This is a genomic window from Actinomadura meyerae, assembly GCF_900188445.1.
GTDB lineage: Bacteria > Actinomycetota > Actinomycetes > Streptosporangiales > Streptosporangiaceae > Spirillospora > Spirillospora meyerae.
Map to the genome: position 1 here is coordinate 45,014 of NZ_FZOR01000033.1, position 25,216 is coordinate 70,229.

23 protein-coding genes are annotated in these 25,216 nt (G+C 73.9%); 12 read left to right on the forward strand and 11 right to left on the reverse strand.

Going from position 1 to position 25,216, the window contains the following annotated elements; translation table 11 throughout:
• Positions 1-40 precede the first annotated feature (40 nt).
• From CHF16_RS28175 to soxR, 5 genes are all read left to right on the forward strand, one after another.
• Entirely contained in the window at positions 41-853 is an 813-nt protein-coding gene (locus tag CHF16_RS28175) for an ABC transporter permease (protein WP_089329165.1), read from the forward strand.
• Positions 850-1,932 carry an ABC transporter ATP-binding protein gene (locus tag CHF16_RS28180; RefSeq protein WP_089329166.1) on the forward strand — a complete coding sequence of 361 codons (1,083 nt, stop codon included), beginning with the start codon at positions 850-852 and terminating at the stop codon, positions 1,930-1,932. The genes CHF16_RS28175 and CHF16_RS28180 overlap by 4 nt, the downstream gene beginning before the upstream one ends.
• Positions 1,933-2,109: 177 nt before the next feature.
• A complete protein-coding gene (locus CHF16_RS28185; protein ID WP_089329167.1) occupies positions 2,110-3,927 on the forward strand; it encodes a phosphoenolpyruvate carboxykinase (GTP) in 1,818 nt (605 codons plus the stop codon).
• 190 nt (positions 3,928-4,117) lie between these two features.
• Entirely contained in the window at positions 4,118-4,693 is a 576-nt protein-coding gene (locus CHF16_RS28190) for an HdeD family acid-resistance protein (protein ID WP_089329168.1), read from the forward strand.
• Positions 4,694-4,803: 110 nt separating this feature from the next.
• Positions 4,804-5,385 carry a redox-sensitive transcriptional activator SoxR gene (gene soxR / locus CHF16_RS28195; RefSeq protein WP_089329206.1) on the forward strand — a complete coding sequence of 194 codons (582 nt, stop codon included), beginning with the start codon at positions 4,804-4,806 and terminating at the stop codon, positions 5,383-5,385.
• Here soxR and CHF16_RS28200 read toward each other — a convergent pair.
• The gene (locus tag CHF16_RS28200; RefSeq protein ID WP_089329169.1) at positions 5,382-7,778 is read right to left on the reverse strand and encodes a glycoside hydrolase family 65 protein; all 2,397 of its coding nucleotides are present in this window, start codon (positions 7,776-7,778) and stop codon (positions 5,382-5,384) included. The two genes, soxR and CHF16_RS28200, sit on opposite strands and share 4 nt — an antisense overlap.
• Positions 7,778-8,527: an HAD family hydrolase gene (locus tag CHF16_RS28205; protein WP_089329207.1), complete on the reverse strand. Its 750-nt coding sequence runs from the start codon at positions 8,525-8,527 to the stop codon at positions 7,778-7,780. The genes CHF16_RS28200 and CHF16_RS28205 overlap by 1 nt, the downstream gene beginning before the upstream one ends.
• A 159-nt stretch (positions 8,528-8,686) precedes the next feature.
• Here CHF16_RS28205 and gndA point away from each other — a divergent pair, with 159 nt between their 5' ends.
• Positions 8,687-10,111 (forward strand): NADP-dependent phosphogluconate dehydrogenase, encoded by a 1,425-nt coding sequence (gene gndA / locus CHF16_RS28210; protein ID WP_089329170.1) that lies wholly within the window; start codon positions 8,687-8,689, stop codon positions 10,109-10,111.
• Between the two features lie 107 nt (positions 10,112-10,218).
• Here the strand turns inward: gndA and CHF16_RS28215 are convergent, their stop codons facing one another.
• Positions 10,219-10,404, reverse strand: a complete 186-nt coding sequence (locus CHF16_RS28215) for a hypothetical protein (RefSeq protein WP_089329171.1) — start codon at positions 10,402-10,404, stop codon at positions 10,219-10,221.
• Between the two features lie 186 nt (positions 10,405-10,590).
• On the opposite strand from CHF16_RS28215, the gene CHF16_RS28220 reads away from it, so the two are divergent.
• The 4 genes from CHF16_RS28220 to CHF16_RS28235 all read left to right on the forward strand — a co-directional run bounded on the left by CHF16_RS28220 (position 10,591) and on the right by CHF16_RS28235 (position 15,300).
• Complete coding sequence (locus CHF16_RS28220; RefSeq protein ID WP_089329172.1) at positions 10,591-11,187, forward strand: HD domain-containing protein; 597 nt, start codon at positions 10,591-10,593, stop codon at positions 11,185-11,187.
• 51 nt (positions 11,188-11,238) lie between these two features.
• Entirely contained in the window at positions 11,239-13,749 is a 2,511-nt protein-coding gene (locus tag CHF16_RS28225) for a DEAD/DEAH box helicase (RefSeq protein ID WP_089329173.1), read from the forward strand.
• Positions 13,750-13,793: 44 nt separating this feature from the next.
• Complete coding sequence (locus tag CHF16_RS28230; RefSeq protein ID WP_089329174.1) at positions 13,794-14,594, forward strand: carbon-nitrogen hydrolase family protein; 801 nt, start codon at positions 13,794-13,796, stop codon at positions 14,592-14,594.
• Between the two features lie 79 nt (positions 14,595-14,673).
• Positions 14,674-15,300 (forward strand): hypothetical protein, encoded by a 627-nt coding sequence (locus tag CHF16_RS28235; RefSeq protein ID WP_089329175.1) that lies wholly within the window; start codon positions 14,674-14,676, stop codon positions 15,298-15,300.
• On the opposite strand, the gene CHF16_RS28240 is transcribed toward CHF16_RS28235, so the two are convergent.
• Genes CHF16_RS28240 through CHF16_RS28255 form a run of 4 tightly spaced genes read right to left on the reverse strand, consistent with a single transcriptional unit; the run spans position 15,301 to position 18,567 of the window.
• A complete protein-coding gene (locus CHF16_RS28240; protein ID WP_089329176.1) occupies positions 15,301-15,858 on the reverse strand; it encodes a Clp protease N-terminal domain-containing protein in 558 nt (185 codons plus the stop codon).
• 3 nt (positions 15,859-15,861) lie between these two features.
• Positions 15,862-16,158, reverse strand: coding sequence for an RNA polymerase subunit sigma-70 (locus tag CHF16_RS28245; protein ID WP_425427522.1), 297 nt, complete (start codon positions 16,156-16,158; stop codon positions 15,862-15,864).
• A gap of 58 nt (positions 16,159-16,216) precedes the next feature.
• On the reverse strand, positions 16,217-17,236 hold the full coding sequence (locus CHF16_RS28250) for a CNNM domain-containing protein (protein WP_089329177.1): 1,020 nt from the start codon (positions 17,234-17,236) through the stop codon (positions 16,217-16,219).
• Positions 17,233-18,567: a hemolysin family protein gene (locus tag CHF16_RS28255; RefSeq protein ID WP_089329178.1), complete on the reverse strand. Its 1,335-nt coding sequence runs from the start codon at positions 18,565-18,567 to the stop codon at positions 17,233-17,235. Before CHF16_RS28255 ends, CHF16_RS28250 begins: the two co-directional genes overlap by 4 nt.
• A 182-nt stretch (positions 18,568-18,749) precedes the next feature.
• Here CHF16_RS28255 and CHF16_RS28260 point away from each other — a divergent pair, with 182 nt between their 5' ends.
• Positions 18,750-19,709, forward strand: coding sequence for an MBL fold metallo-hydrolase (locus CHF16_RS28260; RefSeq protein ID WP_089329179.1), 960 nt, complete (start codon positions 18,750-18,752; stop codon positions 19,707-19,709).
• Between the two features lie 43 nt (positions 19,710-19,752).
• Positions 19,753-20,787, forward strand: a complete 1,035-nt coding sequence (locus CHF16_RS28265) for a hypothetical protein (RefSeq protein ID WP_143228150.1) — start codon at positions 19,753-19,755, stop codon at positions 20,785-20,787.
• On the opposite strand, the gene CHF16_RS28270 is transcribed toward CHF16_RS28265, so the two are convergent.
• The 4 genes from CHF16_RS28270 to CHF16_RS28285 all read right to left on the reverse strand — a co-directional run bounded on the left by CHF16_RS28270 (position 20,765) and on the right by CHF16_RS28285 (position 24,995).
• Complete coding sequence (locus CHF16_RS28270) at positions 20,765-22,708, reverse strand: CASTOR/POLLUX-related putative ion channel (RefSeq protein WP_218826875.1); 1,944 nt, start codon at positions 22,706-22,708, stop codon at positions 20,765-20,767. The two genes, CHF16_RS28265 and CHF16_RS28270, sit on opposite strands and share 23 nt — an antisense overlap.
• Positions 22,709-22,882: 174 nt before the next feature.
• Entirely contained in the window at positions 22,883-23,212 is a 330-nt protein-coding gene (locus tag CHF16_RS28275; RefSeq protein ID WP_089329181.1) for a histone-like nucleoid-structuring protein Lsr2, read from the reverse strand.
• 17 nt (positions 23,213-23,229) lie between these two features.
• The gene (locus tag CHF16_RS28280; RefSeq protein WP_089329182.1) at positions 23,230-23,586 is read right to left on the reverse strand and encodes a histone-like nucleoid-structuring protein Lsr2; all 357 of its coding nucleotides are present in this window, start codon (positions 23,584-23,586) and stop codon (positions 23,230-23,232) included.
• Positions 23,587-23,723: 137 nt separating this feature from the next.
• Positions 23,724-24,995, reverse strand: a complete 1,272-nt coding sequence (locus tag CHF16_RS28285) for a PucR family transcriptional regulator (RefSeq protein ID WP_245869389.1) — start codon at positions 24,993-24,995, stop codon at positions 23,724-23,726.
• Positions 24,996-25,216: the final 221 nt, after the last annotated feature.

The window sequence follows — 25,216 nt, forward strand, 5'->3', positions numbered from 1 at the left end:
CCGTGCCGGGGGCGCCGGCCGGGGCGGGCTCCGGGGCGCCGTGAGGCCGGCGGGAGAGGCCGACCGGCCGCCGGGGCGGCCGCCCTGGATCCTGCTGCTGCCCGCGCTCGCCGGGCTGGCGTTCCTGGTGCTGCCGCTGGCCGGGCTGCTCGTCCGGGCGCCCTGGTCGACGCTCGGCACCCGGCTGGCGGAGCCCGAGGTGCTGGAGGCGCTGCGCCTGTCGCTGCTCAGCGCCACCCTCGCCACCTGCCTGTGCCTGCTGCTCGGTGTCCCGCTGGCGTGGACGCTGGCCCGCGTCCGGTTCCCGGGCGTCCGGCTCGTCCGGGCGCTGGTGACGGTGCCGCTGGTGCTGCCGCCGGTCGTCGGCGGCGTCGCGCTGCTGCTCGTCCTCGGGCGGCGCGGCCTGGTCGGCGGGTGGCTGGACGAGGCGTTCGGGATCACGTTCCCGTTCACCACCGCCGGGGTCGTGCTGGCCGAGACGTTCGTCGCGATGCCGTTCCTGGTGATCAGCGTGGAGGGGGCGCTGCGCGCCGCCGACCTGCGCTACGAGGAGGCCGCCGCCACGCTCGGCGCCGGCCGCTGGACGGTGTTCCGGCGGGTCACCCTGCCGCTCGTCGCGCCCGGCGTGGCGGCGGGCGCGGTGCTGTGCTGGGCGCGGGCGCTGGGGGAGTTCGGCGCGACGATCACCTTCGCGGGCAACTTCCCGGGCCGGACGCAGACGATGCCGCTCGCGGTCTACCTGGCGCTGGAGACCGATCCGCAGGCCGCGATCGTGCTCAGCCTCGTCCTGCTGGCGGTGTCGGTGGTCGTCCTCGCCGCGCTGCGGGACCGCTGGGTCGGGACGTCGAGATGACCGGAGCGGATCGCGGCGCCGTCGCCCCCGGGAAGGCGGGGGCCGGGCTGGACGCGCGGCTCGTGGTGCGGCGCGCGTCCTTCGACCTCGACCTGCCGCTCACCGCCGCGCCCGGCGAGGTCGTCGCGCTGCTCGGCCCGAACGGCGCCGGGAAGAGCACCGCCCTGCGCGCCCTGGCCGGGCTCGTCCCGATGGCGAGCGGGCACGTCCGGGTGGACGGCGAGGACCTGCGCCCGCTGCCCCCGGACCGCCGCCGCATCGGCATGGTCTTCCAGGACTACCTGCTGTTCCCGCACCTCAGCGTGCTGGAGAACGTCGCGTTCGGGCCGCGCTGCCGGGGGATGCGCCGCCGCGCCGCGCGCCGCGTCGCCGCCGGTTGGCTGGAGCGGGTGGGCCTGGCCGGGTACGCGCAGGCGCGGCCCCGCGCGCTGTCGGGCGGGCAGGCGCAGCGGGTCGCGCTCGCCCGCGCGCTGGCCGTCGACCCGGGCCTGCTCCTGCTGGACGAGCCGCTCGCCGCCCTCGACGCCCACACGCGGCTGGAGATCCGGGCCGCGCTGCGCCGCCACCTCGCCGGGTTCGCGGGAGCGGCGGTGCTGGTCACCCACGACCCCCTCGACGCGATGGTGCTGGCCGACCGCATCGCGGTGGTCGAGGGCGGGCGGCTCGTCCAGGAGGGCGCGCCCGCGGACGTCGCGCGCCACCCCCGCACCGACTACGTGGCCCGGCTCGTCGGGCTGAACCTGTACCGGGGGCGGGCCGAGGGCGGGACCGTGGCGATCGGCGACGGCGCCACGCTCGACACGGTCGACTCTCCCGGCGGTGAGGTCTTCATAGCCTTCGAGCCGTCCGCGGTGGCGCTGTACCGGACGCGCCCGGACGGCAGCCCCCGCAACCTCTGGCGCGCCCGCGTGGCCGCCGTCGAACGGCACGGGGACCGGGTCCGGGTCCGGCTGTCCGGGCCGCCTTTCGACGCCGTCGCGGACGTGACTCCGGCCGCCGTGGCCGAACTCGAATTGTCGGAGGGCACCGAGGTGTGGGCCGCTGTCAAGGCCACCGAGACCCGCGTTTACCCAGCTTGAGGCGGCCCCCCGGGGCGTATGGGGAGGTGGCGGGCATCACGTCCGGTTCCGCGTGAGAACAATCACAAAGCGGGCATACGCCCAGAAAAGCGGACGTGATTGGTCCAGACCAAATGGCAAAAACGTCGGGTCTTGTTCATCATGCAGAGATCCTGCGAACAGCTGAAGGAGTAGCCCGTGTCCATCCAGGTCCCCGGCCTCGACCAGGCCCCAACCGGCCACACCGAACTGATTGAGTGGGTGCGCGGGATCGCCGAGCTGACCAGGCCGGACCGCGTCGAGTGGTGCGACGGCTCGGAGGAGGAGTGGGAGCGGCTCACCGGCCTCCTCGTCGAACAGGGCACGCTGACCCGCCTCGACCCGGCCAAACGGCCGAACAGCTTCCACGCCGCGTCCGACCCGACCGACGTCGCCCGCGTCGAGGACCGCACGTTCATCTGCTCCGAGAAGGAGGAGGACGCCGGTCCGACCAACAACTGGATCGCGCCCGCCGAGATGAGGGAGACCCTGAACGGGCTCTTCGAGGGCTGCATGAAGGGCCGCACCATGTACGTGGTGCCCTTCTGCATGGGCCCGCTCGGCGGGAACATCTCCCAGCTCGGCGTCGAGATCACCGACTCCGCCTACGTCGCCGTCTCCATGCGGATCATGACCCGGATGGGCGCGGGCGCGCTGCGGCTCATCGAGGAGCGCGGCTCGTTCGTCAAGGCCGTCCACTCCGTCGGCGCGCCGCTGGAGCCCGGCCAGGCGGACGCCAAGTGGCCCTGCAACTCCACCAAGTACATCACCCACTTCCCCGAGACCCGGGAGATCTGGTCGTACGGGTCCGGCTACGGCGGCAACGCCCTGCTGGGCAAGAAGTGCTACGCGCTCCGCATCGCCTCCACGATGGCCCGCGACGAGGGCTGGATGGCCGAGCACATGCTCATCCTCAAGCTGACCCCGCCGGCCGGCGAGACCCGCTACGTCGCCGCCGCGTTCCCGTCGGCGTGCGGCAAGACCAACCTCGCCATGCTGGAGCCGACCATCCCGGGCTGGAAGGTCGAGACCATCGGCGACGACATCGCCTGGATGCGGTTCGGCGACGACGGCCGGCTCTACGCGATCAACCCGGAGGCCGGGTTCTTCGGCGTCGCGCCCGGCACCGGCGAGAGCACCAACGCCAACGCCGTGAAGACGCTGTGGGGCAACAGCATCTTCACCAACGTCGCGCTCACCGACGACGGCGACGTGTGGTGGGAGGGCCTCACCGACGAGCCGCCCGCGCACCTCACCGACTGGAAGGGCAACGACTGGACGCCGGAGTCCGGGACCCCGGCCGCCCACCCGAACGCCCGCTTCACCACCCCGGCCGGGCAGTGCCCGATCATCGCCGACGAGTGGGAGGACCCGAAGGGCGTCCCGATCTCGGCGATCCTGTTCGGCGGCCGGCGCGCCTCCGCCGTCCCGCTGGTCACCGAGGCCTTCGACTGGCAGCAGGGCGTGTTCCTCGGCGCCAACATCGCGTCGGAGAAGACCGCCGCCGCCGAGGGCACCGTCGGCGAGCTGCGCCGCGACCCGTTCGCGATGCTGCCGTTCTGCGGCTACAACATGGGCGACTACTTCGGCCACTGGCTCGAGATCGGCAAGGCCACCGACCCGGAGAAGCTGCCCCGGATCTACTACGTCAACTGGTTCCGCAAGAACGCCGACGGCACGTTCATCTGGCCCGGCTTCGGCGAGAACAGCCGCGTGCTGAAGTGGATCGTCGAGCGGCTCAACGGCAAGGCCGACGCCGCCAAGTCCCCGATCGGCCACCTGCCGACCCGGGACGCGCTCGACACCGACGGCCTCGCCATCGACGACGCCGACCTGGACACGCTCCTGTCGGTCGACGCCGAGGTGTGGAAGCAGGAGGCCGCGCTCGTACCGGAGTTCTTCGAGAAGTTCGGCGACCACCTGCCGCAGCCGCTGTGGGACGAGTACCACGACCTGGTGCGCCGCCTGGAGCAGTGACGCCCGCCCGCCGGACGGCACGCGCGTGACGCACACGCTCGACACACGCGCTCGACACACCGGGCTCGACACACGCGCTCGAAACACCGGGGCCGGTCGCGGACTTTGCGCAGTCCGCGACCGGCCTTGGCGCTTTCCGGACCCGGCGCGGACTAGCACTGAAGGCAGGTCCGACCGGGGGAGGCGCCGCATGTTCGATCTCATGACCCGCCATTGGTGGGTGCTGGCGGTGCGCGGCGCGTTCGCGATCCTGTTCGGCGTCGTGGCGCTGGCCTGGCCCGGCATCACCGTCTTCGCGCTGGTGCTGCTCTTCGGCGCCTACGCGCTGGCGGACGGCGTCGTCGCCGTGGCGCAGGCGGCCCGCGGCACCACCGGCGGCCCGCGGGGCCTGCTGGCGCTGTCCGGGGTCGCGGGGATCGCGCTCGGCGCCGCCGCGCTGATATGGCCGGGCATCACCGCGTTCGTCCTGCTGATGCTGATCGCCGCGTGGGCGGTCGCGACCGGCCTGCTGGAGATCATCGTCGCGGTCGCGCTGCGCCGGGAGCTGCGCGGCGAATGGGCGTACGTGCTGACCGGCGCCGTCTCGCTGCTGTTCGGCATCCTGCTGTTCGCCTGGCCGGTCTCCGGGGCGATCGCCGTGGTCTGGCTGATCGGCCTCCTCGCGATCCTGTTCGGGGCCGCGCTGCTCGGCGCCGCGTTCCGGCTCCGGCGCCTCGGCCGGGCCGCCGAGCGGTGGAGCGGGGCGCGCGCACCCCATCCGCGCTGACCGTCCGCGCCGACCATCCGCGCTGACCGTCCGCGCCGACCATCCGCGCTGACCGTCCGCCGCCACCGGCGAAACCTGAACCGCGGTTGAGGTCGCATAGGATGCGGGTCATGACGCGGCTGGAGCACCGGGTGCACGAACTGACCGTCGGGCAGCTCGCCGAGCGGAGCGGCGTGGCCGTCTCGGCGCTGCACTTCTACGAGTCCAAGGGCCTGATCAGCAGCCGCCGGACGGCGGGCAACCAGCGCCGGTTCGGCCGCGACACGCTCCGCCGGGTCTCGTTCATCAAGGTGGCGCAGCGCGTCGGGATCCCGCTCGCCGAGATCCGCGAGGCGCTCGCCACCCTGCCCGAGGAGCGCACCCCGACCGTCGCCGACTGGGCGCGGCTGTCCGAGCGGTGGCGCGGCGAGCTCGACGCCCGCATCCGGCAGCTCGAGCGGCTCCGCGACGACCTCACCGACTGCATCGGCTGCGGCTGCCTGTCGCTGAAGAAGTGCGCCCTCGCCAACCCCTACGACCGGCTCGGCGACGAGGGGCCGGGGCCGCGCAGGCTCCTCACCGGGCGCCCCGCCCCCGCCCCCTCCGCACCTGCACCCGCAGGCGAGGACGAGGCGGGGTGCGCGCCGGACGGGCCGCTCCCGGACTGCGCGGAACCCTCCTGTGCCCCGGGGAGCGGCCCGGCGACCGGCTAGCGGAGGCGCTGCGCGCGGACGTGCGGGTCGAAGCGGCGCGGTGTCGGCTCGCGCCCGGCCGGCTGGGGCGGCGCGGGGGGCGCCGGGATCGGCTCGATCGGCAGCTCCACCGACTCGTCTCCCAGCGTGAACCGCTCGCCGTGGTGCCACATCGGCAGGCCGGGGCCGTCCAGCAGCTCGTACCGGGCCGCCTCCGCGGCCACCCCCACCTTGATCAGGTTGCCCCGGTAGCGCATCCGGAACGTCACCCGGCTGATCCCGCCCGGCAGCCGCGGCGCGAACTTCAGCTCGCCCTTGCCGGCCCGCATCCCGCCGAACCCGGCCACGATCCCGCTCCACGCCCCCGCCATCGACGCGATGTGCAGCCCGTCGCGGGTGTTGCGGTTCAGGTCGTGCAGGTCCATCAGTGCGGTCTCGCCGAGGTAGTCGTGCGCGAGCTCCAGTTGCCCGACCTCCGCCGCGACCACCGCCTGCGTCTGCGCCGACAGCGAGGAGTCGCGGACGGTGAGCCCCTCGTAGTAGGCGAAGTCGCGCTCCTTCTGCTCGTCGGTGAACGCCTCCCCGCACAGGTGCAGGGCGAGCACGAGGTCGGCCTGCTTGACGACCTGCTTGCGGTACAGGTCGAAGTACGGGTAGTTCAGCAGCAGCGGGTAGTGGTCGGGCTTGGTGGACGCGAAGTCCCACCGGGCGTGGTTGGTGAAGCTCTCGCTCTGCGGGTGGACGCCGAGCCGCTCGTCGTAGGGGATCAGCATGGCCGCCGCCGCGTCCCGCCACGACGCGGCCTCCTCGGCGTTCACCCCGAGCCGGTCGGCCACGTCCGGATGGCGCATCGCCATCTCGGCGGCCTCCTGCAGGTTCCGGCGCGCCATCAGGTTGGTGTAGACGTTGTTGTCGACGACCGCGCTGTACTCGTCCGGGCCGGTGACGCCGTCGATGCGGAACACCCCGCCGACGTCGTGGTGGCCGAGGCTGCGCCACAGCCGCGCCGTCTGCACCAGGATGTCGAGGCCGATCTCCCGCTCGAACTGCTCGTCCTGCGTCGCGTCGACGTACCGGACGATGGCGTCGGCGATGTCGGCGTTGATGTGGAACGCCGCCGTCCCGGCGGGCCAGTAGCCCGAGCACTCCTGGCCGCGGATCGTCCGCCACGGGAACGTCGCGCCCTCCAGGCCGAGCTGCCGGGCGCGCTCGCAGGCCAGCGGCAGCGTCATGTGCCGCCAGGCGAGCGCGTCGGCCGCCGCGCTGGGGGACGTGTAGGTCAGGACGGGCAGCACGAACGTCTCGGTGTCCCAGAACGCGTGCCCGTCGTAGCCGGGCCCCGTCAGCCCCTTGGCCGGGATCATGCGGCGCTCGGCGCGCGCGCCCGCCTGCAGGATGTGGAACAGGCCGAACCGGACCGCCTGCTGGATCTCCGCGTCGCCCTCGATCTCGACGTCCGCGCCCTCCCAGAACTCCTCCAGATAGGCGCGCTGCTCGTCGAGCAGCCCCTCCCAGCCGGTCTGCCGCGCGCCCGCCAGCGCCCCGACCACCTGGTCGTGCAGCGCGGGCCGGGACCGGCGGCTCGACCAGCCGTAGGCGATGTACTTGACGATGCGCAGCTTCTGCCCGGGCTCCAGCCGCGTCGCGACCGTCAGCCGGCCCACGTCGGGGGCGCTCTCGGTCTCCACCCGCATCGACTCCGGGCCCTCGATGTCGTGCGACATGCCGGCGCCCATCCGCAGCCCGCTGCGCCGCGTCCGGTGCAGCAGCAGCACCTTCGTGCCGTTGGCGAAGTGCTCCTCGCTGACGAGGGGGCTCTCCAGGATCGCCGAGGAGCGCGGGTCCTTGCCGCCGCCGGGCAGCGCCTCGTTGGCCACCAGCTCCGACTGGGCGACCACCCGCACCGAGCCGTCCACCGGCTCGACCTCGTAGCAGATCGCCGCGATCGCCCGCTGCGTCAGCGACACCAGCCGCTGCGAGGTGACCCTGACCGTCTTGTCGGCGGGGGACGTCCACTCCAGCTGCCGGGTCAGGGTGCCCTCGCGCATGTCGAGCACCCGCTCGTGGTGGTGGAGGCGGCCGTAGCGCACGTCGAGCGGCTCGTCGTCCACCAGCAGCCGGATGATCTTGCCGTTGGTGACGTTGATGACCGTCTGCCCCGACTCCGGATACCCGTAGGCGGTCTCGGCGTGCGGCAGCGGCCGCTGCTCGTAGAACGAGTTCAGGTACGTGCCCGGCAGGCCGTGCGGCTCGCCCTCGTCGAGGTTGGCGCGCATGCCGAGATGCCCGTTGGACAGCGCGAACACCGACTCGCCCTGGGCCAGCCGGTCCAGCCGGAGCTCGGGTTCGCGGACGCACCACGGCTCCACCGTGAACACCGGCCGGTCGGCGGCGCTCTGCCCCTCCCGCTCCATCACACGTCCTCCAGCAGTTCGGAGAGGTCGTCCACGACCACGTCGGCGCCGTGCTCGGCCAGCGCCTTCGCGTGCGCCTCGCTCACCCGGTTGACCCCCACGACGTAGGCGAACCCGCCCGCCCGGCCCGCCTGGACGCCCGCGAGCGCGTCCTCGAACACCACCGCACGCGACGCCGGGACGCCCAGCTCCTTCGCGCCCAGGAGGAACATGTCCGGGGCGGGCTTGCCGGGCAGGTGCCGCTCGGCGGCGATGACGCCGTCCACGCGCGCGTCGAACAGGTCGGTGATGCCGACCGTCGCCAGCACCTGGACGGTGTTCGCGCTCGACGAGACCACGGCCGTCCGCAGCCCCGCCTCGCGGGCCGCGCGGACGTAGTCGATCGACCCGTCGAACGTCTCGACGCCCTTCTCCTCGATGATCTTCAGCACCAGCGCGTTCTTGCGGTTGCCGAGGCCGCGGACCGTCTCCTTCTCCGGCGGGTCGCCGGGATCGCCCTCGGGGAGGACGATGCCCCGCGACTCCAGGAACGAGCGCGTCCCGTCCTCGCGCTTCTTGCCGTCGACGTACCGGCCGTAGTCGTGCACCGGGTCGAACTCGATGAACGCCTCGCCGGTCCGTTCGGAACGTTCCCGCAGGTACCCGTCGAACATCTCCTTCCACGCCGCGGCGTGGACGGACGCCGTCCGGGTCAGCACCCCGTCGAGATCGAAGAGACACGCCGTCGCGTCGTCCGGCAGCCCCAGCATCCGCACCCCCTGACACCATCGAAGTGAAGTAGACGATGATCTGTACCGCGCGACCCGTTCCCGCGCCGAGCCCGGACAACCGGCCCGGCACTCGAACAGAGGGATCACGCCCCGCGTACAACCCCTCGGTCAGGGTCGCACACGAGGAGGAGTGAGCCAATGCAGAAGGCGCGAATCGGGGTCACCGGCCTGGCGGTGATGGGCCGGAACCTGGCCCGCAACCTCGCCCGGCACGGGCACGCCGTCGCCGTCCACAACCGCACGCAGAGCCGGACGAAGGCGCTGGTCGAGCAGTTCGGCGACGAGGGGACGTTCCTGCCCGCCGACACGCCGGAGCAGTTCGTCGCGTCGCTGGAGCGGCCCCGGCGGCTGGTGGTCATGGTGAAGGCGGGCGCCCCGACCGACGCGGTCATCGAGGAGTTCGCGCCGCTGCTGGAGCCCGGCGACATGATCGTGGACGGCGGCAACGCCAACTTCCTCGACACGCGCCGCCGCGAGGCCGCGCTCCGCGAGCGCGGCCTGCACTTCGTCGGCACCGGCATCTCCGGCGGCGAGGAGGGCGCGCTGCACGGCCCGAGCATCATGCCGGGCGGCTCCGCCGAGTCCTACGCCGCCCTCGGCCCGCTGCTGGAGGACATCTCCGCCAAGGTGGACGGCACGCCCTGCTGCACCCACGTCGGCCCCGACGGCGCCGGGCACTTCGTGAAGATGGTGCACAACGGCATCGAGTACGCCGACATGCAGCTGATCGCCGAGTCCTACGACCTGCTCCGGCACGCCGCCGGGCTGGCGCCCGCCGAGATCGCCGAGGTCTTCCGCACCTGGAACGCCGGCCGCCTCGACTCCTACCTCATCGAGATCACCGCCGAGGTCCTCGCGCACACCGACGCGGCGACCGGCCGCCCGTTCGTCGACGTCGTGCTGGACCAGGCCGAGCAGAAGGGCACCGGGCGCTGGACGGTGCAGACCGCGCTCGACCTCGGCGTCCCGGTCGGCGGCATCGCCGAGGCCGTGTTCGCCCGCTCCGTCTCCGGCCACGCCGCCCTCCGCGAGGCCGCCCGGGGCCTGCCGGGCCCGTCCCGCACCGGCGCCGCGGGCGCCGGCTTCGCCGACGCCGTCGAGAGGGCGCTCTACGCGTCCAAGATCGTCGCGTACGCGCAGGGCTTCCACGAGATCCAGGCGGGCAGCGCCGAGTACGGCTGGGACATCGACCTCGCCGCGATGGCCACCATCTGGCGCGGCGGCTGCATCATCCGGGCCGAGTTCCTGGACCGTATCCGCGCCGCCTACGAGGCCGACCCGCACACGCCGACGCTGCTGACCGACGACCACTTCGCCGCGGCCGCCGGGGACGCGCAGGACGCGTGGCGCGACGTCGTCGCCACCGCCGCCCGCCTCGGCATCCCCGCGCCGGGCTTCTCCACCGCGCTGGCCTACTACGACTCCCTGCGCGCCGACCGCCTGCCGGCCGCGCTCACCCAGGGCCAGCGCGACTTCTTCGGCGCGCACACCTACCGCCGCGTCGACCGCGAGGGCTCCTTCCACACCCTCTGGGGCGGCGACCGCACCGAAGTCACCTCCTGACGCCCCGAAGCCGGCGCCCGAACCGGCACCGCCCGAACCGGCACCGCCCGAACCCGACACCGCCCGACGCCGGGCCCCGCGGTCTCCCCGCGCGGCCCGGCCGCGGCTCACGCCTCGCCGGGCTCGTCGGGCTCCTTCTCCACCCCGGCGATGGGGTTCGCGTCGCGGACGCCGCCGGCGGCGTCCGACTCGTAGCCCTCGTCGGCGCTCTCGGTCCCCGGCACGACCCGCTCGTGGGCCTGGTCCTCCAGACCGGAGCTGGCCCCCGGCTCGTCCGGCTCGTCCTTCTTCATCGCTCGGCTCCCTTCCGTTCCCGTCCACCCCTTGTTGCCGGACATCTCCGCCCTAACCCGGTCCGCCCCATCCCGGTCCGCCCATCCCGGTCCGCCCTAACCCGGCCGTCACGGGTTCCTTGCGGATCCGGGCGGCCCGCCGCCCGTCCGGGCGTTACGCGAGCAGCCGGACCGTAGGCTTGGCGGATGCGGGTTCCGGGGGACGAGGAGATCAGGGCGCTGCACGAGCGGCACGCTCCGGGGCGGGAGGCGTTCGAGCTCGTCTGGACGCACTGCGTGATCGTGTCCGAGATCGCCGAGCGGATCATGGCCGACGGCCGGTTCGGCGTCGACGCGGACCTGGTGCGCGCCGGGTGCCTGCTGCACGACATCGGGGTGTACCGGCTCTACGACGCGGCGGGCGAGATCGACTTCAAGGGGTACGTCCGGCACGGGGTGCTCGGGTACGAACTGCTGCGGGACGAGGGCCTCCCCGAGGTGCTCCGCCGGTTCTGCTCCTGCCACACCGGCATGGGCCTGACCCGCGACGACATCGAGCGGCAGGGCCTTCCGCTGCCCGCGGGCGACTACGTCCCGGAGACCCGGGAGGAGCGGCTCGTCATGTACGCCGACAAGTTCCACAGCAAGACCAATCCGCCGGTCTTCGTGTCCGCCGACACCTACGCCGTGCACGTGCGGCGGTTCGGCGAGGGCAAGGCGGAGCTGTTCCAGGAGATGCGCGAGCTGTACGGCGAGCCCGATCTCAAGCCCCTGGCCGCCGAATACGGCCACGCGCTGGTGTGAGCGCGGCCGTCCCCGGCACGGGCAGTGGGTGATCGGGGGCAGGATGGAGGGGTGAGCCTTATCGATGAGCTTCCCTCCGGAAACGACACAGACGCAGACTCGCTCTTCGAGGCGTTCGAGCGGTGGGTGTCGGGGCGCGGGATCACCTTGTACCCGGCGCAGGAGGAGGCGCTCATCGAGGTGGTGTCCGGCGCGAACGTGATCCTGTCGACCCCGACCGGGTCGGGCAAGAGCCTGGTCGCGGCGGGGGCGCTGTTCGCGGCGCTGGGCCGGGAGCAGGTCGGCTTCTACACCGCGCCGATCAAGGCGCTGGTCTCGGAGAAGTTCTTCGACCTGTGCGAGATGTTCGGGCGCGAGAACGTCGGGATGATGACCGGCGACGCCAGCGTGAACGCGGACGCGCCGATCATCTGCTGCACGGCGGAGGTGCTGGCGAACATCGCGCTGCGGGACGGCGCCGACGCCGACATCGGCGTGGTGGTGATGGACGAGTTCCACTTCTACGCCGAGCCCGAGCGGGGCTGGGCGTGGCAGATCCCGCTGCTGGAGCTTCCGCAGGCGCAGTTCCTGCTGATGTCGGCGACGCTGGGCGACGTCGCGTTCTTCCAGAAGGACCTCACCCGGCGGACGGGCCGGCCGACGGCGCTGGTGACCTCGGCGGAGCGGCCCGTCCCGCTGATCTACGACTACCGGGTGACGCCGCTGCACGAGACGATCGAGGAGCTGCTGGCCGAGCAGAAGGCGCCGATCTACCTGGTGCACTTCACGCAGGCGGCGGCGATCGAGCGGGCGCAGGCGCTGATGAGCATCAACGTGTGCACCAAGGCGGAGAAGGCCCGCATCGCGGAGCTGATCGGCAACTTCCGGTTCACCACGAAGTTCGGGCGGAACCTGTCGCGGTTCGTCCGGCACGGCATCGGGGTCCACCACGCCGGGATGCTGCCCAAGTACCGGCGGCTGGTGGAGAGGCTCGCGCAGGCCGGGCTGCTGAAGGTCATCTGCGGCACCGACACCCTCGGCGTCGGGGTGAACGTCCCGATCCGGACGGTGGTGTTCACCGCGCTGAGCAAGTACGACGGGCACCGGGTGCGGCGGCTGCGGGCGCGGGAGTTCCACCAGATCGCCGGGCGGGCGGGGCGCGCCGGGTTCGACACGGTCGGGTTCGTGGTGGCGCAGGCCCCCGAGCACGTCGTCGAGAACGAGAAGGCCCTCGCCAAGGCGGGCGACGACCCGAAGAAGCGGCGCAAGGTGCAGCGCAAGAAGCCGCCCGAGGGGTTCGTCGGCTGGGACGAGGAGGTCTTCGCGAAGCTGCAGGAGGCCGAGCCGGAGATGCTCCGGTCCCGGTTCCAGGTCAGCCACGCGATGCTGCTGTCGGTGATCGCGCGGCCGGGCAACGCGTTCCAGGCGATGAAGCGGCTGCTGACCGACAACCACGAGGAGCCGGCGGCGCGCCGCCGGCACATCTCGCGGGCCATCGCGATCTACCGGTCGCTGCTCGCGGGCGGGATCGTGGAGGTGCTGGACGAGCCCGACGAGCTCGGCCGGTACGCGCGCATCACCGTCGACCTCCAGGAGGACTTCGCGCTCAACCAGGCGCTGTCGACGTTCGCGCTGGCGGCGTTCGAGGTGCTCGACCCGGCGTCGCCGTCGTACGCGCTGGACGTCCTGTCGGTGATCGAGGCGACCTTGGACGACCCGCGGCAGATCCTCGCCGCGCAGGTCAACAGGGCGCGGGGCGAGGCCGTCCAGGAGATGAAGGCCGAGGGCATCGAGTACGAGGAGCGGATGGAGCTGCTCCAGGAGGTCGACCACCCGAAGCCGCTGGAGGACGAGCTCGCCGCCGCCTACGAGATCTACCGGGCCGGGCACCCGTGGGTCGGCGACCACCCGCTGCGGCCGAAGTCGATCGTCCGCGACATGTACGAGCGCGCGATGACGTTCACGGAGTACATCGGGTACTACGAGCTGGCGCGGGCCGAGGGCCTGGTGCTGCGGTACCTGTCGGGGGCGTACAAGGCGCTCCAGCAGACCGTCCCCGAGTCCATCAAGAGCGACGACCTGATCGACCTGATCGAGTGGCTCGGCGAGCTGGTCCGGCAGGTCGACTCCAGCCTGCTGGACGAGTGGGAGCAGCTCGCGAACCCCGCCGACGAGGGCGACCTGGAGCAGCCGATCGAGGAGCGCGTGACGAAGGTGACCGCGAACGCGCGCGCGTTCCGGGTGCTGGTCCGCAACGCGCTGTTCCGGCGGGTGGAGTTGGCGGCGCTGGAGCGCTACGGCGAGCTGGGCGAGCTCGATCCCGACTTCGGCGCGGACGCGTGGGCGGACGCCATGGACGGCTACTTCGCCGAGCACGACGAGCTGCTCACCGGCGCCGATGCCCGCGGGCCGAAGCTGCTGCGGATCGAGGAGGTGCCGGAGGACGGGCTGTGGCGCGTCCGGCAGGTGTTCGACGACCCGGAGGGGCATCACGACTGGGGGATCAGCGCCGAGGTGGACCTCGCGGGCTCCGACCAGGAGGGCGAGGCCGTGATCAGGGTGACCGGCGTCGACCGGATGTAGGCCGGATGCAGGCCGGATGCAGGCCGGATGTAGGGAGGCAGCGGATGGTGCTGGTGGCGGTGGCGCAGTTGGCGCCCGGCGTCAACAAGGACGAGAACCTCGCGGCGATCGGCGGGCTCGCCGCCGAGGCGGCCGGGCTCGGCGCGAAGGTGGTGGTGTTCCCCGAGTTCGCGATGTTCACCGCGCCGAAGCTGGACGAGCGGTTCGCCGACTCGGCCGAGCCGCTGGACGGCCCGTTCACGACCGGGCTCGGCGAGCTCGCCCGGCGGCACGGCGTGCACCTCGTCGCGGGCGTGAACGAGCGGCTGGACGAACCGGGCCGCATCTCCAACACGCTCGTCGCCCTCGGCCCCGGCGGCGACATCGTGGCCGAGTACCGCAAGCTGCACCTGTACGACGCGTTCGGGTACCGGGAGTCGAAGCTGGTCCGGCCGGGCGCCATCGGCGAGCCGGAGACGTTCGAGGTGGACGGCGCCACGTTCGGCATGCAGACCTGCTACGACGTCCGGTTCCCGGAGGTGACGCGGCGGATCGTGGACGCGGGCGCCGACGTCCTGGTGCTGCCCGCCGCCTGGGTGCCGGGGCCGCTGAAGGAGGACCACTGGCGGACGCTGGTCCGGGCCCGCGCGATCGAGAACACCGTCTACGTCGCCGCGGCCGGCCAGTGCGCCCCGATGGGCGCCGGCAACAGCATGGTCGTCGATCCGATGGGCGTGGTCGCGGCCGGGCTGGGGGAGGACACGGGCGTCGTGGCCGCCGAGGTCTCGGCGGAGCGGATCGCCGCCGTCCGGGCCAAGAACCCGGCGCTCGCCCTGCGCCGCTTCACGGTCGTCGAGGCCGGGTGAGCGGGCCGGTCTGTATCAACCCGGCAACGGCGCGGCGATTCTCCGTGTCCGGGCGGCCGCGCAGCGTGACCATCGTGGGGTGCGCCTCTCCTCCAGTCTCCCGCCCGCCGGGTTCACCCGGGGCGAGCCGAGCCCGCCCGTGCGGCGCCGGGTCCTCCAGACGCCGTGGCTGCCCGTCGCGGCCGCCGCGCTCGCCATCGGCGCGGGCTTCTTCGCCATCGGCTCCGGAGCGGACCCGGTGTCCCCGGCGGGCACGGTCGTGCCGGACGCCGCCACGCCGCCGCCCGCGAGCCCGCCGTCCGCGACTGTGCCGTCCCCGAGCCCGCCGTCCCTGAGCCCGCCGGCGGTGCCTCCGCCGGTGCCGAGCCCCGGGCGGCCGGGCAAGGCGGCTCCCGCCCGGGAAGGCGAGCAGAAGCCCGCCGGGAAACGACGGCAGGCCCCCGGCCGGGAGGGGCGGCCGCCGCGCGTCCGCGAGCGGCCCATGCCGGGGCGGGCGCACCCCCGTTCCGCCGCACCGCGCCCGGCGCCGCGCGGGGTGCGTCCCCGCCCGCCCGTGCGGCATCCGGGGCACAAGGCGCGCCCGCCGCGGACCGTGCGCCCGGCCACGCCGTCCTGGATCGCCGCCGAGTGCCGCCGCCGCTTCCCCGACGACCCGGGCCGCAGGGACGCCTGCGCCGCCGTCCTGGCCCGCACCCTCGGCGGCTGATCAGGCGGCCTCGCTGGTGAGCAGCCGCTCGATGTCGGCGCGCAGGGCCGGGACGTCCACGCCCGCCTCCGCCGCGAGCCGCGCCGACAGGAAGTCGTCGTCGTGCAGGATGCCCAGCAGGATGTGCCCGGAGGCGATCCGCTTCTGCTTGAGCCGGATCGCGTGCCGCAGGCTCAGCTCCAGGGCCTTCTTGGCCTTCGGGGTGAAGGGGATGTGCCCCCCGCGGTACCGGTGGAGCTTCCCGGCGGGCACGTCGAGGGCGCCCTCGCCGAAGCTCTGCTCCGTGGCGTCCCGGACGGCGTCGAGGTCGATCCCGATGCTCCGCAGGGCCTCGGAGTCGAGGACGTCGCCGCCGGTGCGGTTGACGCGGGCGATCCTGGCCCGCAGGTCGTCGGCCGTCAGCCCGTGCGCGCGCAGCGTCCGGGCCGCGGCGTCGTCGCCCGCCACCATCGACAGCAGGACGTGCTCGGTCCCGATGTGGCGGTCGCGCAGCTCCCGCGCCGCCGCCTGCGCGCCGGTCACGGCCTCGCGGGCCGAGGCGGTGAAACGCTCGAACATCCGTCACTGCTCCTTCTGTGTCGTGTCGGCCGGGGACGCCCCGCCGATCCCGGTGGACCGCCCGCCCGGCTTCGCCGGGAAGGGGAGGCGGCGCCCGCCGCCGTGCTTCTTGTGGACGGCCTGCCTGCTCACGCCGAGGCAGACCGCGATGTCCTGCCATGACCAGCCCTGGTCGCGGGCGCTGGCGACCTGCAGCGCCTCCAGCCGCTCGGCCAGCTCGCGCAGCGCCCGCACGGCCCGCAGGCCGACCGCCGGGTCCCGGCTGCTCGCCTCCTGGGCGAGCGTCACTCCATCGCTCATGGCGTCAATGTAGGTTGACAGCCTGGCCATGTCAACTGACGTTGACATTTCGGGTGGTTCAGCGGACGGTCAGCAGCGTGGTGAGCAGGTCGTCCAGGCTGACCAGGCCGGCGATCCCGCCGTCCTGGGCGACGGCGACGCCGAGGTGGCTGTGGTGGGCCTTCAGGATCGCGACCGCCTCGCCGACCGGCGTCCCGACCGGCATCGCCGGGACCGGGTGCGCCAGCCCCGCGGCCGGTGTCGCGGCCCCCCGCGCGCGGGCCAGGTAGGCGTCCCGGACGTGCACCATGCGGGCGGCGCCCGGACGGCCGGGGCCGCGCAGCATGAGGCGCGTGTGGCCGCTGCGGGCGGCGGCGTCCACGACCTCCTGCGGGGACGCCTCCGGCGGCACCGACACGATGTCGGAGACCGGCACGACGAGCCCCGCCAGCGGGGCGCGCGGCGCGTCCAGCGCGGTGGTCAGCAGGGTCAGCTCGCCCTCGTCGATCAGTCCGAGCCGCCGCGACTCCTGCGCGATGCTGCGCAGCTGCTCCGGCGTCCGCGACACCTCCCGCGACTCGGCGGGCCGGACGCCCACCGCGCGCAGCAGCAGGTTCGTCGCGCCGTTCAGCGCCGCCAGCACCGGGCGCGCGACGGTCGTGAACGCGCGGAACGGCATGCCCAGCACGGTCGCGGACCGCTCCGGGTCGGTGATCGCCCACGACTTCGGCGCCATCTCCCCGACGACCATGTGCAGGAACGTCACCAGCGCCAGGGCCAGCACGAACGCGACGGCGTGCGCGGCGCCCTCCGGCAGCCCGGCGGAGTGGAACAGCGGGGTGAGCGCCCCCGCGAACACCGGCTCGGACACCAGGCCGAGGCCGAGCGAGCTCATCGTGATGCCGAGCTGCGCGCCCGCGAGCGTCAGCGACAGCTCGTCGATCCCGGCGACCGCGGCGGCCGCCGCCCGGCCGCCGCGCGCGGCGGCCCGCTCCAGCCGCGGCCGGCGCGCCGCCACCAGGGAGAACTCGGTGGCGACGAAGAAGCCGTTGGCGGCCAGCAGCGCCAGCGTGACGGCGGCGCCCAGGGCGAGGCTCACCGGTCCTCCCCGGGGGGCTCGACGGTCCGGACGCGGATCAGCTCGGGCACGTGCCGGTGGACCGTCAGCACCTCGACGACCGCGGTGCGGGGCGGCTCGTCCAGCCGGGTCGGTTCGAGGTCGACCCGCACGACGTCGCCGGGCCGCGCGACCCGGCCGAGCCGCTTCAGCAGCAGTCCCGCCACGGTCTCGTAGTCGCCCTCCGGCAGCGCGATGCCGGTCTCGTGGGCGACCTCGTCCATCCGCAGCCCGGCGTCGGTCGTCCACCACTCGCCGGTCCGGATCGCGAGCTCCTCGCCCGGCTCGTTCTCGTCGGCGATCTCCCCGACCAGCTCCTCGGCGACGTCCTCCCAGGTGACGATGCCGGCGAAGCCCCCGTACTCGTCCACCACGCAGGCCATCGGCTCGGCCGCGCTCTGCAGCCGCAGCACGACCTCCGGCAGCGGCAGCGAGGACGGCAGCAGCACCGGCGGCCGCGCGATGTCCGCGACCCGGACGTCCGCGGCCTCCCGCGGCCCGAGCGCGATCAGCTCCGGCAGCCCGACGACGCCCACGACGTCGTCGACGCCCTCGCCGATGACGGGGTAGCGGGTGTGCCCGCTCGCGGAGACGATGTCGCTCAGCTCGGCGGCGTGCGCGGACGCCGGCACGGTCACCACGTCCACCCGCGGCACCATGACCTCCTCGGCGTCCCGCTCGGAGAAGACCAGGGCCCGCTCCAGCAGGTCGACCTGCCCCTCCGGGAGCTGCTCCCCGGACTCGCCGATGATGTGCCCGAGCTCCTCCAGCGTCGCGCCGTGGTGCAGCTCCTCCACCGGCTCGATGCCGACCGCGCGCACCAGCCGGTTCGCGGACGCGTCGAACAGCCTGATCACCGGGCCCGCCGCCGCCAGGTACATGAGGGTGGAGCCGGCGAGCGCGCGGGCCAGCGGCTCCGCCCGCGCCAGCGCGAAGTTCTTGGGGAACAGCTCGCCGAGCACCATCTGGACCACGGTGGCGAGGGCGAAGCCGACCCCCACGGCGGCGGCGCCGACGGCCGCGCCCGGCACCCCGGCCGCGCGCAGCACCGGTGCGAGCAGGTCGGCCAGGGCGGGCTTGGCGATGAACCCGACGACCAGCGCGGTCACCGTGATGCCGAGCTGCGCCCCGGAGAGCATGAACGACAGCCGCCCCATCACCCGCAGCGCCCGCGCCGACGCCCGGTCGCCCTCGGCCGCGCGCTGGGCGAGGACGGGCCGGTCGGCGGTGACGAACGCGAACTCCTGCGCGACGAAGTAGCCGGTCGCGGCCGTCAGCAGGAGCACGGCCAGCAGCCCGAGCGCGCCGTTCACCCGGCCCCTCCCTCCACCGGGCCGCCGTCCGGCGCCCGTCGTCCAGGATCTTCCCTACCCCGGCGGGCCCCCGTCTCTCCCGATCCCCGACGGTTATCGACCGCTCTGCGTGGAATGAACCCCTGCACGGGCGGAACCGGCCCGCGGGGCGCGAGCCGCGGCCACGAGTGCGAGGGGGGCCGATGCCCAGACCGTTCGCGTCGTCCGCAGACCTGGGCGACAAGACCCCGACGCTGGAGATCCTGGCCGACGGGGTGTACGCGCTGACCGCCGAGGGCGACCCGAACGTCGGCGCCGTCGAGGGCGAGGACTTCCTGGTCTGCTTCGAGGCGCTCGCCACGCCCGCCGCCGCCCGCGACTGGCTCGCCGTGCTGCGCGAGCACACCGACAAGCCCGTCCGCTACCTGGTGCTGTCGCACTACCACGCCGTCCGGACGCTCGGCGCGAGCGCGTTCGGCGCCCCGGTGGTCGTCGCGCACGACCTGACCCGCGCGCTGATCGCCGAGCGCGGCAAGCAGGACTGGGCCTCCGAGCTCGCCCGGATGCCCCGGCTGTTCAAGGACCCGGACGGCATCCCCGGGCTCACCTGGCCGTCGGTGACCTTCACCGGCACCCTGACCATCGACCTCGGCGGCGACCGCGGCGACCTCGACCTGGCCTACTGCGGGCGCGGGCACACCGAGGGCGACATCGTCGCGTGGCTGCCCCGGCACCGGATCCTGTTCGCCGGCGACCTCGTCGAGACGCAGGCGGCGCTCTACACCGGCGACGCCTTCCACCGCGAGTGGGCGGCCGGCACCCTCGACCACGTCGACTCCTTCGGCGCCGAGACGCTCGTCGGCGGGCGCGGCGCCGTCGCGCACGGCCGGGACGCCGCCCGCGCGGCGGTCGCGCAGACCCGCGACTTCCTCACCGTGATGCTCGCGGAGGCGGGCCGCGTCCGCCGGGACGGCGGCACCCGCAAGGACGCGTTCGAGGCGGTCCGCGCCGCCCTGGCGCCCGCCTACGGCCACTGGCCGATCTTCGAGCACTGCCTGCCCTTCGACGTGGCCCGGCTCTGGGACGAGCTGGACGGCGTCGAGCGCCCGCGGATCTGGACGGCGGAGCGCGACCGGGAGGTCTGGGCGGAGCTGCAGGACTAGCCGGGGCCGTCCGGCTCCCGGGACAGCAGGGAGGGATGTGACGATGACCGGAGAAGACCGCCCCCGCCCGGTGTTCGACCCGGCCCTCGGCACCGAGGCCCGCGCGCTGCTGGCCGCCGCGCCCGAACGGCTCGTCCCGGCGAGCCGGCCCGCGCCTCCCGCGCCGCGGCTGAGCGCGGCCACGGTCGTGGCGCGGCTGGTGTGGATCCCGGCGTTCGCCGTCTTCTACGGCGTGCTGCCGGGCGGCTGGCTGCGGCTCTGCTTCCTCGACTCGCTCGACGACGGCGAGCTGCTCGGCGGGGCCGGGCGGTGGGGGCGGCTGCCCCTGCTCGCCATGATGCTCACCCCGGCGCTGCAGGTCCTCCTGCTGCTGCTCGGACAGGTGCCCGCCGCCGCCGTGCTCGCCGCCGTCAGCTTCGCCGGCTGGACGGCCGGCGCGCTGCGGCACGTGGCGGAGCCGCCGGCCGCGCGCGCCGCCCGCGAGCACCACGGCTCCTACCTGCTGCCCGCCGACTTCGACCGGCCCGCCGCCGGGCTGCTCGTCCGCGCCCAGCGGGCCGTCGACGCCGTCCTCGGGTCGCGGGCGAACGGCGCCGGGCTGCTGGACGGCATCAACAACGCGGTCGTCCTGCCGCGGCAGGAGTGGGCCATCGCGGACGCCCTCGCCGAGCACACCCGGCTGCGCCGCGAGCGCCTCGCCCAGCAGCCCGCGCGGCTCTCGGCGCACGCCCGGGCGCTGCTGGAGCCGCAGGACCGCGCCCTGGCGCTGTCGGTGCGCTCGGTCACCGGGCGGGTCGAGGCGCTGGAGGACTACGCGCGCCGCGCCGCCGCGGCCGATGACGCCTACCACGAGGCGCTGGTGCTGCGCGGGCTGCCGGAGCAGAACGCCCGCTACCGGGAGCTGCTCGCCGGGACCGCCGCCGACGAGCTCGGGGTGGCGGAGGTCCGCGGCATGGCCGCGGACGCGCGGCGCGCCGAGCGGGCGCTGCGCGAGGGCGGCGCGGGCGCGGTGCGCGCCGGGCACGGCCCGGTCCCGCCGGCCGGCGGCGCCGGGGTCAGTTCTCCGCGAGCACGATGACGCGGTCGTCCGCGTCCAGGGTCAGCGGCGCCCTCTTGTCGGGGTTGAGGACGACGCCGTAGCCGGGCGGCTCGTGGAACCGCGCGGTCAGCCGGTAGCCGAGCGCGACCTCCCCGCGCCGCCGCGCGGACTCGATCAGCGTCGCGAAGTCGGCCGCCGCGCCCGGCACCAGGTAGTCGCAGGCGGGCTTGAGGTAGATCTCCGAGCCGGCCGGGTCGAGCAGGTCGACGAACACGTCGTAGAGGTGCCGGTTCTCGCTGAGCTGGGTCAGCATGAGGCTGATCAGCTTCTCGCTGACCACGAAGTCGTCGGCCTTGGTGACCTGAGCGATCTCGCGGTTGGCATCGTCGTTGATCTCGCTGACTATGGCAAACGGGTCTTTCCGGGGGGTGTGGGGGGTCGCCCCCCCACGAGAAGCAGGGTCGCCCAAAGGGGGGTCGGGGGCGCCCAGGGCGTCCTCCATGTCGCGCAGGTGCAGGAGGGTGACGAGGGTGCGGGCGTCGGCGGTGTCGGCGTCGTGGCCCGCGTCCGACAGGACGATGACCTTCTGGTACTTGCCGACGTCGAGGGACTCCAGGGACGGGCGCTGCGTCGGCTCGGCGCGCACGAAGCCGACCTTGAGGTTGGCCTGCTCGGTGAGATCGCCGGTCGGGTCGTCGCACGGCGCCGCGACGACCAGCTCCGAGCCGGGTGCGAGGAACTCGTCCAGCAGCTCGATGATCTTCGGGGCGCGGTGGTTCCAGCCGAGCATCAGCGTCCGCTCGGGCACCGGGTCCCGCGCGACGGCCGTGCTGATCGCCTCCTCCCGGACCGGCGGGGGCGGGCCGCCGGCGAGCCGGATCAGCAGGTCGTCCTCGGCCAGCACGATGATCTCGTCGTCGGCGCGGATCACGGTGTCCATCGGCGGGTTGAGAATCACGGTCCCGTCGCCGCGCCGCAGCCCGGCGGGGACGCCGAGGTCGTAGGCCGACAGCGACTCCCCGAACGGCGTCCCGGCGAGGGACGGCTCGGGCCGCATGTAGAACTCGTGGCCGGCGAAGTCGAGCAGCTCGGTGCAGACCTGGGACAGGCCGGACTGGCGGTGCGACTGCACGATGAGCCGGATCGCGACGTCGTCGGCGTCGATGACGTGCGCGCGCTCGCCGCCGGCGAGGCGGGCGGCGGGCAGGTTCGCCGAGTCGTGGACGGCGGCGACGACGTGCGGGCGGCGCCGTCCCCAGGTGCGGGCGCCGAGCGTCAGCAGCACCTTGATGACGCGGGTGTCGGCGTCGGCGACCTCCGGGGTGACGATGAGGATGGACCGGGCGGTGCCGGGGCTGACCAGCTCCACGTCGGCCACCTTCAGCGGGTTGCCGGTGCGGCACACGATGCGGGTCCGGCCGAGGTCGCCGACGCGGGCGCGGATCGCGTCCTCCATCTCGACCTTGTCGCGGTCGGCGAGGATCGCCACGCACGATCGGCGCTTGCTCTGGTTGGCCTCGACCAGCTCGGCGACCACGGTGAAGACCTGCTCCGACCAGCCGAGCAGCACGGTGTGGTCGTGCTCGACGATCCGCGACCGGCCCTTGCGCAGCTCCCCGATCTTGGCCTCGAGGCCGGTGGTGAGCACGCCGATCAGCGAGCTGACGATGAAGATGCCGCCGACGGTCGAGATCAGCATCAGCGCCAGGAAGGGCGCCGTGCCGGTGTCGTCGCCCATCGTGCCGGGATCGAGGGTGCGCAGCAGGCTCCGCCACACCATGCCGGGCCAGTGGCCGTTCTCGCCGGTGTCGCGCGGCGCGATGACGACCGCCGCGGTCGCCACGACGAGCACCAGCGCCGCCGAGGCGAGGCCGAGCCACCCGATGAGCGCGGGCGTCCCCTTCGACATGGTCCGGTCGAACCAGTACCGGATGCGCTCCCGCCGGGTCACAGGTGCCAACCGGTCCGCCCCCTATCGGCCGTCGCCCGCCGGCCGCCTATTGCGATGTCTTGCGCTATTCCCCGCATTATCCCCTAATGGCGTTTTGCCCGGTGCGCAGCCAAGGGGCCGAGGTGGTGAGAATTCCACCTCGGCCCCGCGGCCGTGCCGGTGCGCCGCCGGCGTGCGGCGCCGCTAGTGCGCCGCCTCGTACTGCTCGATCACATTGGCGGGGATACGGCCCCGCTCATTGACCTTGATGCCGTGGTTCTTCGCCCACTCGCGAATCTCGGCGGAACGCTCGCGGCTGCCCGCGGTGCGCGACCCGCGGCCGGTGCGGCCGGTGGTCTTGCGCGCCTTGCGGGCGTGGGCCACGAACGGCTCCAGGCCGTTGCGCAGCTTGGCGGCGTTCTTCTTGCTCAGGTCGATCTCATAAGCCGTGCCATCGAGGGAAAAGCTGACGGTCTCGTCAGCCTCTCCACCGTCGATGTCGTCGACGAGAAGGACTTCGACCTTCTGTGCCATGCGGGGACTCCCTCTAGCTATGCGTCCGGCTTGGCGTCCGGATGTGCCTCGATGAATGCAGCATAGACCTCATCCGATATCTTGCCACGTTCGGAGACTTCGATGTCCTGACGCAATGCCCACTCGCGGACATCGCCGTTCGTGTAGCCCTTGATCTTCGCGGTGCGGGACTTGCGGCCCTTCCCGGCGGGCTTCACCTCCGCGGCGTTCTCGATGAAGGGCGCGAGGCCGTCCAGCATCTCGTTCAGCCGCTTGTAGTTGTCATCGCTCAGGTCGATCGTGAACGTCCGACCCAAGACTTCGAAGTCTCGCTTTACGACATCGGCCCCTTCGGAGCCGTCGATGTCGTCCACGCGAATGACCTTCTCGGCCATGTGCTCTGTGTCTTCCTTCCCCTCGCCGCGCGGCGCCCCTCGCCTGCGCGGCGCCCCCGACCGTAGCGGATGCGGGGCCCCGCCATGGTTGGGACACGAGGAGGGCGCGGCGGACGGGAGCGGGGCCGGGCCGCCGCTCAGCCGCCGCGGCGCTGGATCCAGGTGTGCAGGAGGAGCATCAGCTCCAGCCGGATCTCCGGGTCCTCGAAGTCGAAGTCGAACATCGCGTGCAGCTGCGCCAGCCGGTACCGGACGGTCTGCGGGTGCACGCACAGCGCCTCGGCGGCACCGGTGGCGTTGAAGCCGTGCTTCATGCACTCCAGGAGCGTCACGGCGAGCCGCAGCCCCTGCCGCGGGCCCGCCTCCTCCAGCGGGGCCAGCCGCCGGGACGCCACGATCGCGGCGAGCGACCCGCCCGCACGCAGCAGCAGGCCCGGCAGGTGCTCCTCGGCCCGCACCAGCACCCCGCCGCGCCGGTTCCGCCCGCCGCGCGCGCCCGCGGCCCCGCGACGCGTCGCGGCCGGGGCGAGGTCGAGCGCGCGCCGCGCCCACAGCAGCGACGTCCCCGCCTCCTCCACCGGGACGGACGGGCCGATCGCGCCGGTCCAGCCGGCGAGCGTCGCGGCCAGCTCCTCGATCCGGCCCGGCCCGTCCGGGTCGGGCATGACCAGGCAGGGCCGGCCGTGGTCCAGCCCGCTCAGCAGCGACGGCGGCAGCCCGGCCGGGCCCTCGCCGCCGCTGCCCGGCCGCGGCCGCAGCACGATCACCGCCAGCCGGCGCGGCAGCGGCCAGCCGGCCAGGGCCGACTGCTCGCGGGCGACCTCCGGCGGCGCCGGCGGGTCCGACAGCAGCAGCGACAGCAGCCGGCCGCGGCGCTGCTCGCGCTCCCCGGCCGCCTTCTCCCGCGCCCGCGCGTAGCCGTGCGCGGCGGCGGACGCGAGCGCGTCCAGGTAGGCGAAGTTCGCCTCCGCGAGCAGGGTGATGAGCGCGCGGGGGCGGCCGAGCCGCTCGGCCTCGACCGCCAGGTGCCGCCAGGCGATCCGCGACCCGACGCGCATCGCGTTCTGCAGGTGCTCCAGGCTGCGGCCCTCGACGGCCTCGCCGTAGCCGACGTCGAAGAAGACCTGGTACACCTCCTTCCACGAGGTGTCCGGGTCGGCGATCATCTGCACGAAGTGCTCCATCGCCTGCGCGACCGCGGCCTCGGCGACCCGCCAGTAGGCGGCGTCGCCCGGCCGGTCGTACTCGGGGACGTGCCGCAGCACCCCCGCGACCATCACGCCGAGCAGGTCCGGCAGGCGGGGCCGCATCCAGCGGGCCTCCTCCGCCGGGACGTCCCGCCACGGCTCCTCGGTCAGGCCCGCGAGGACCGCCGATCCGGCGTGCGCGTCCTCGAATGCCGCGGTCACCTCGCCACCTCCCGCCACCCCCGCGCGTCTCCGGCCCCGTGAAAGCGTCGTCCCGGACGGGCCCGCCGCCGGTCGTCCCAACGTAGGCAGCGGGCGCGAACGGCGACACTCAGCCGCCCGCACCGTCCGGCGGCGCGTTTGTCAGACCGTTGACAAGAGCCCGGGAATCGCACCGGAAGGGGTGCGGCGGACGGAAATCAAGTTCAGGTCAAAGGGCGCAT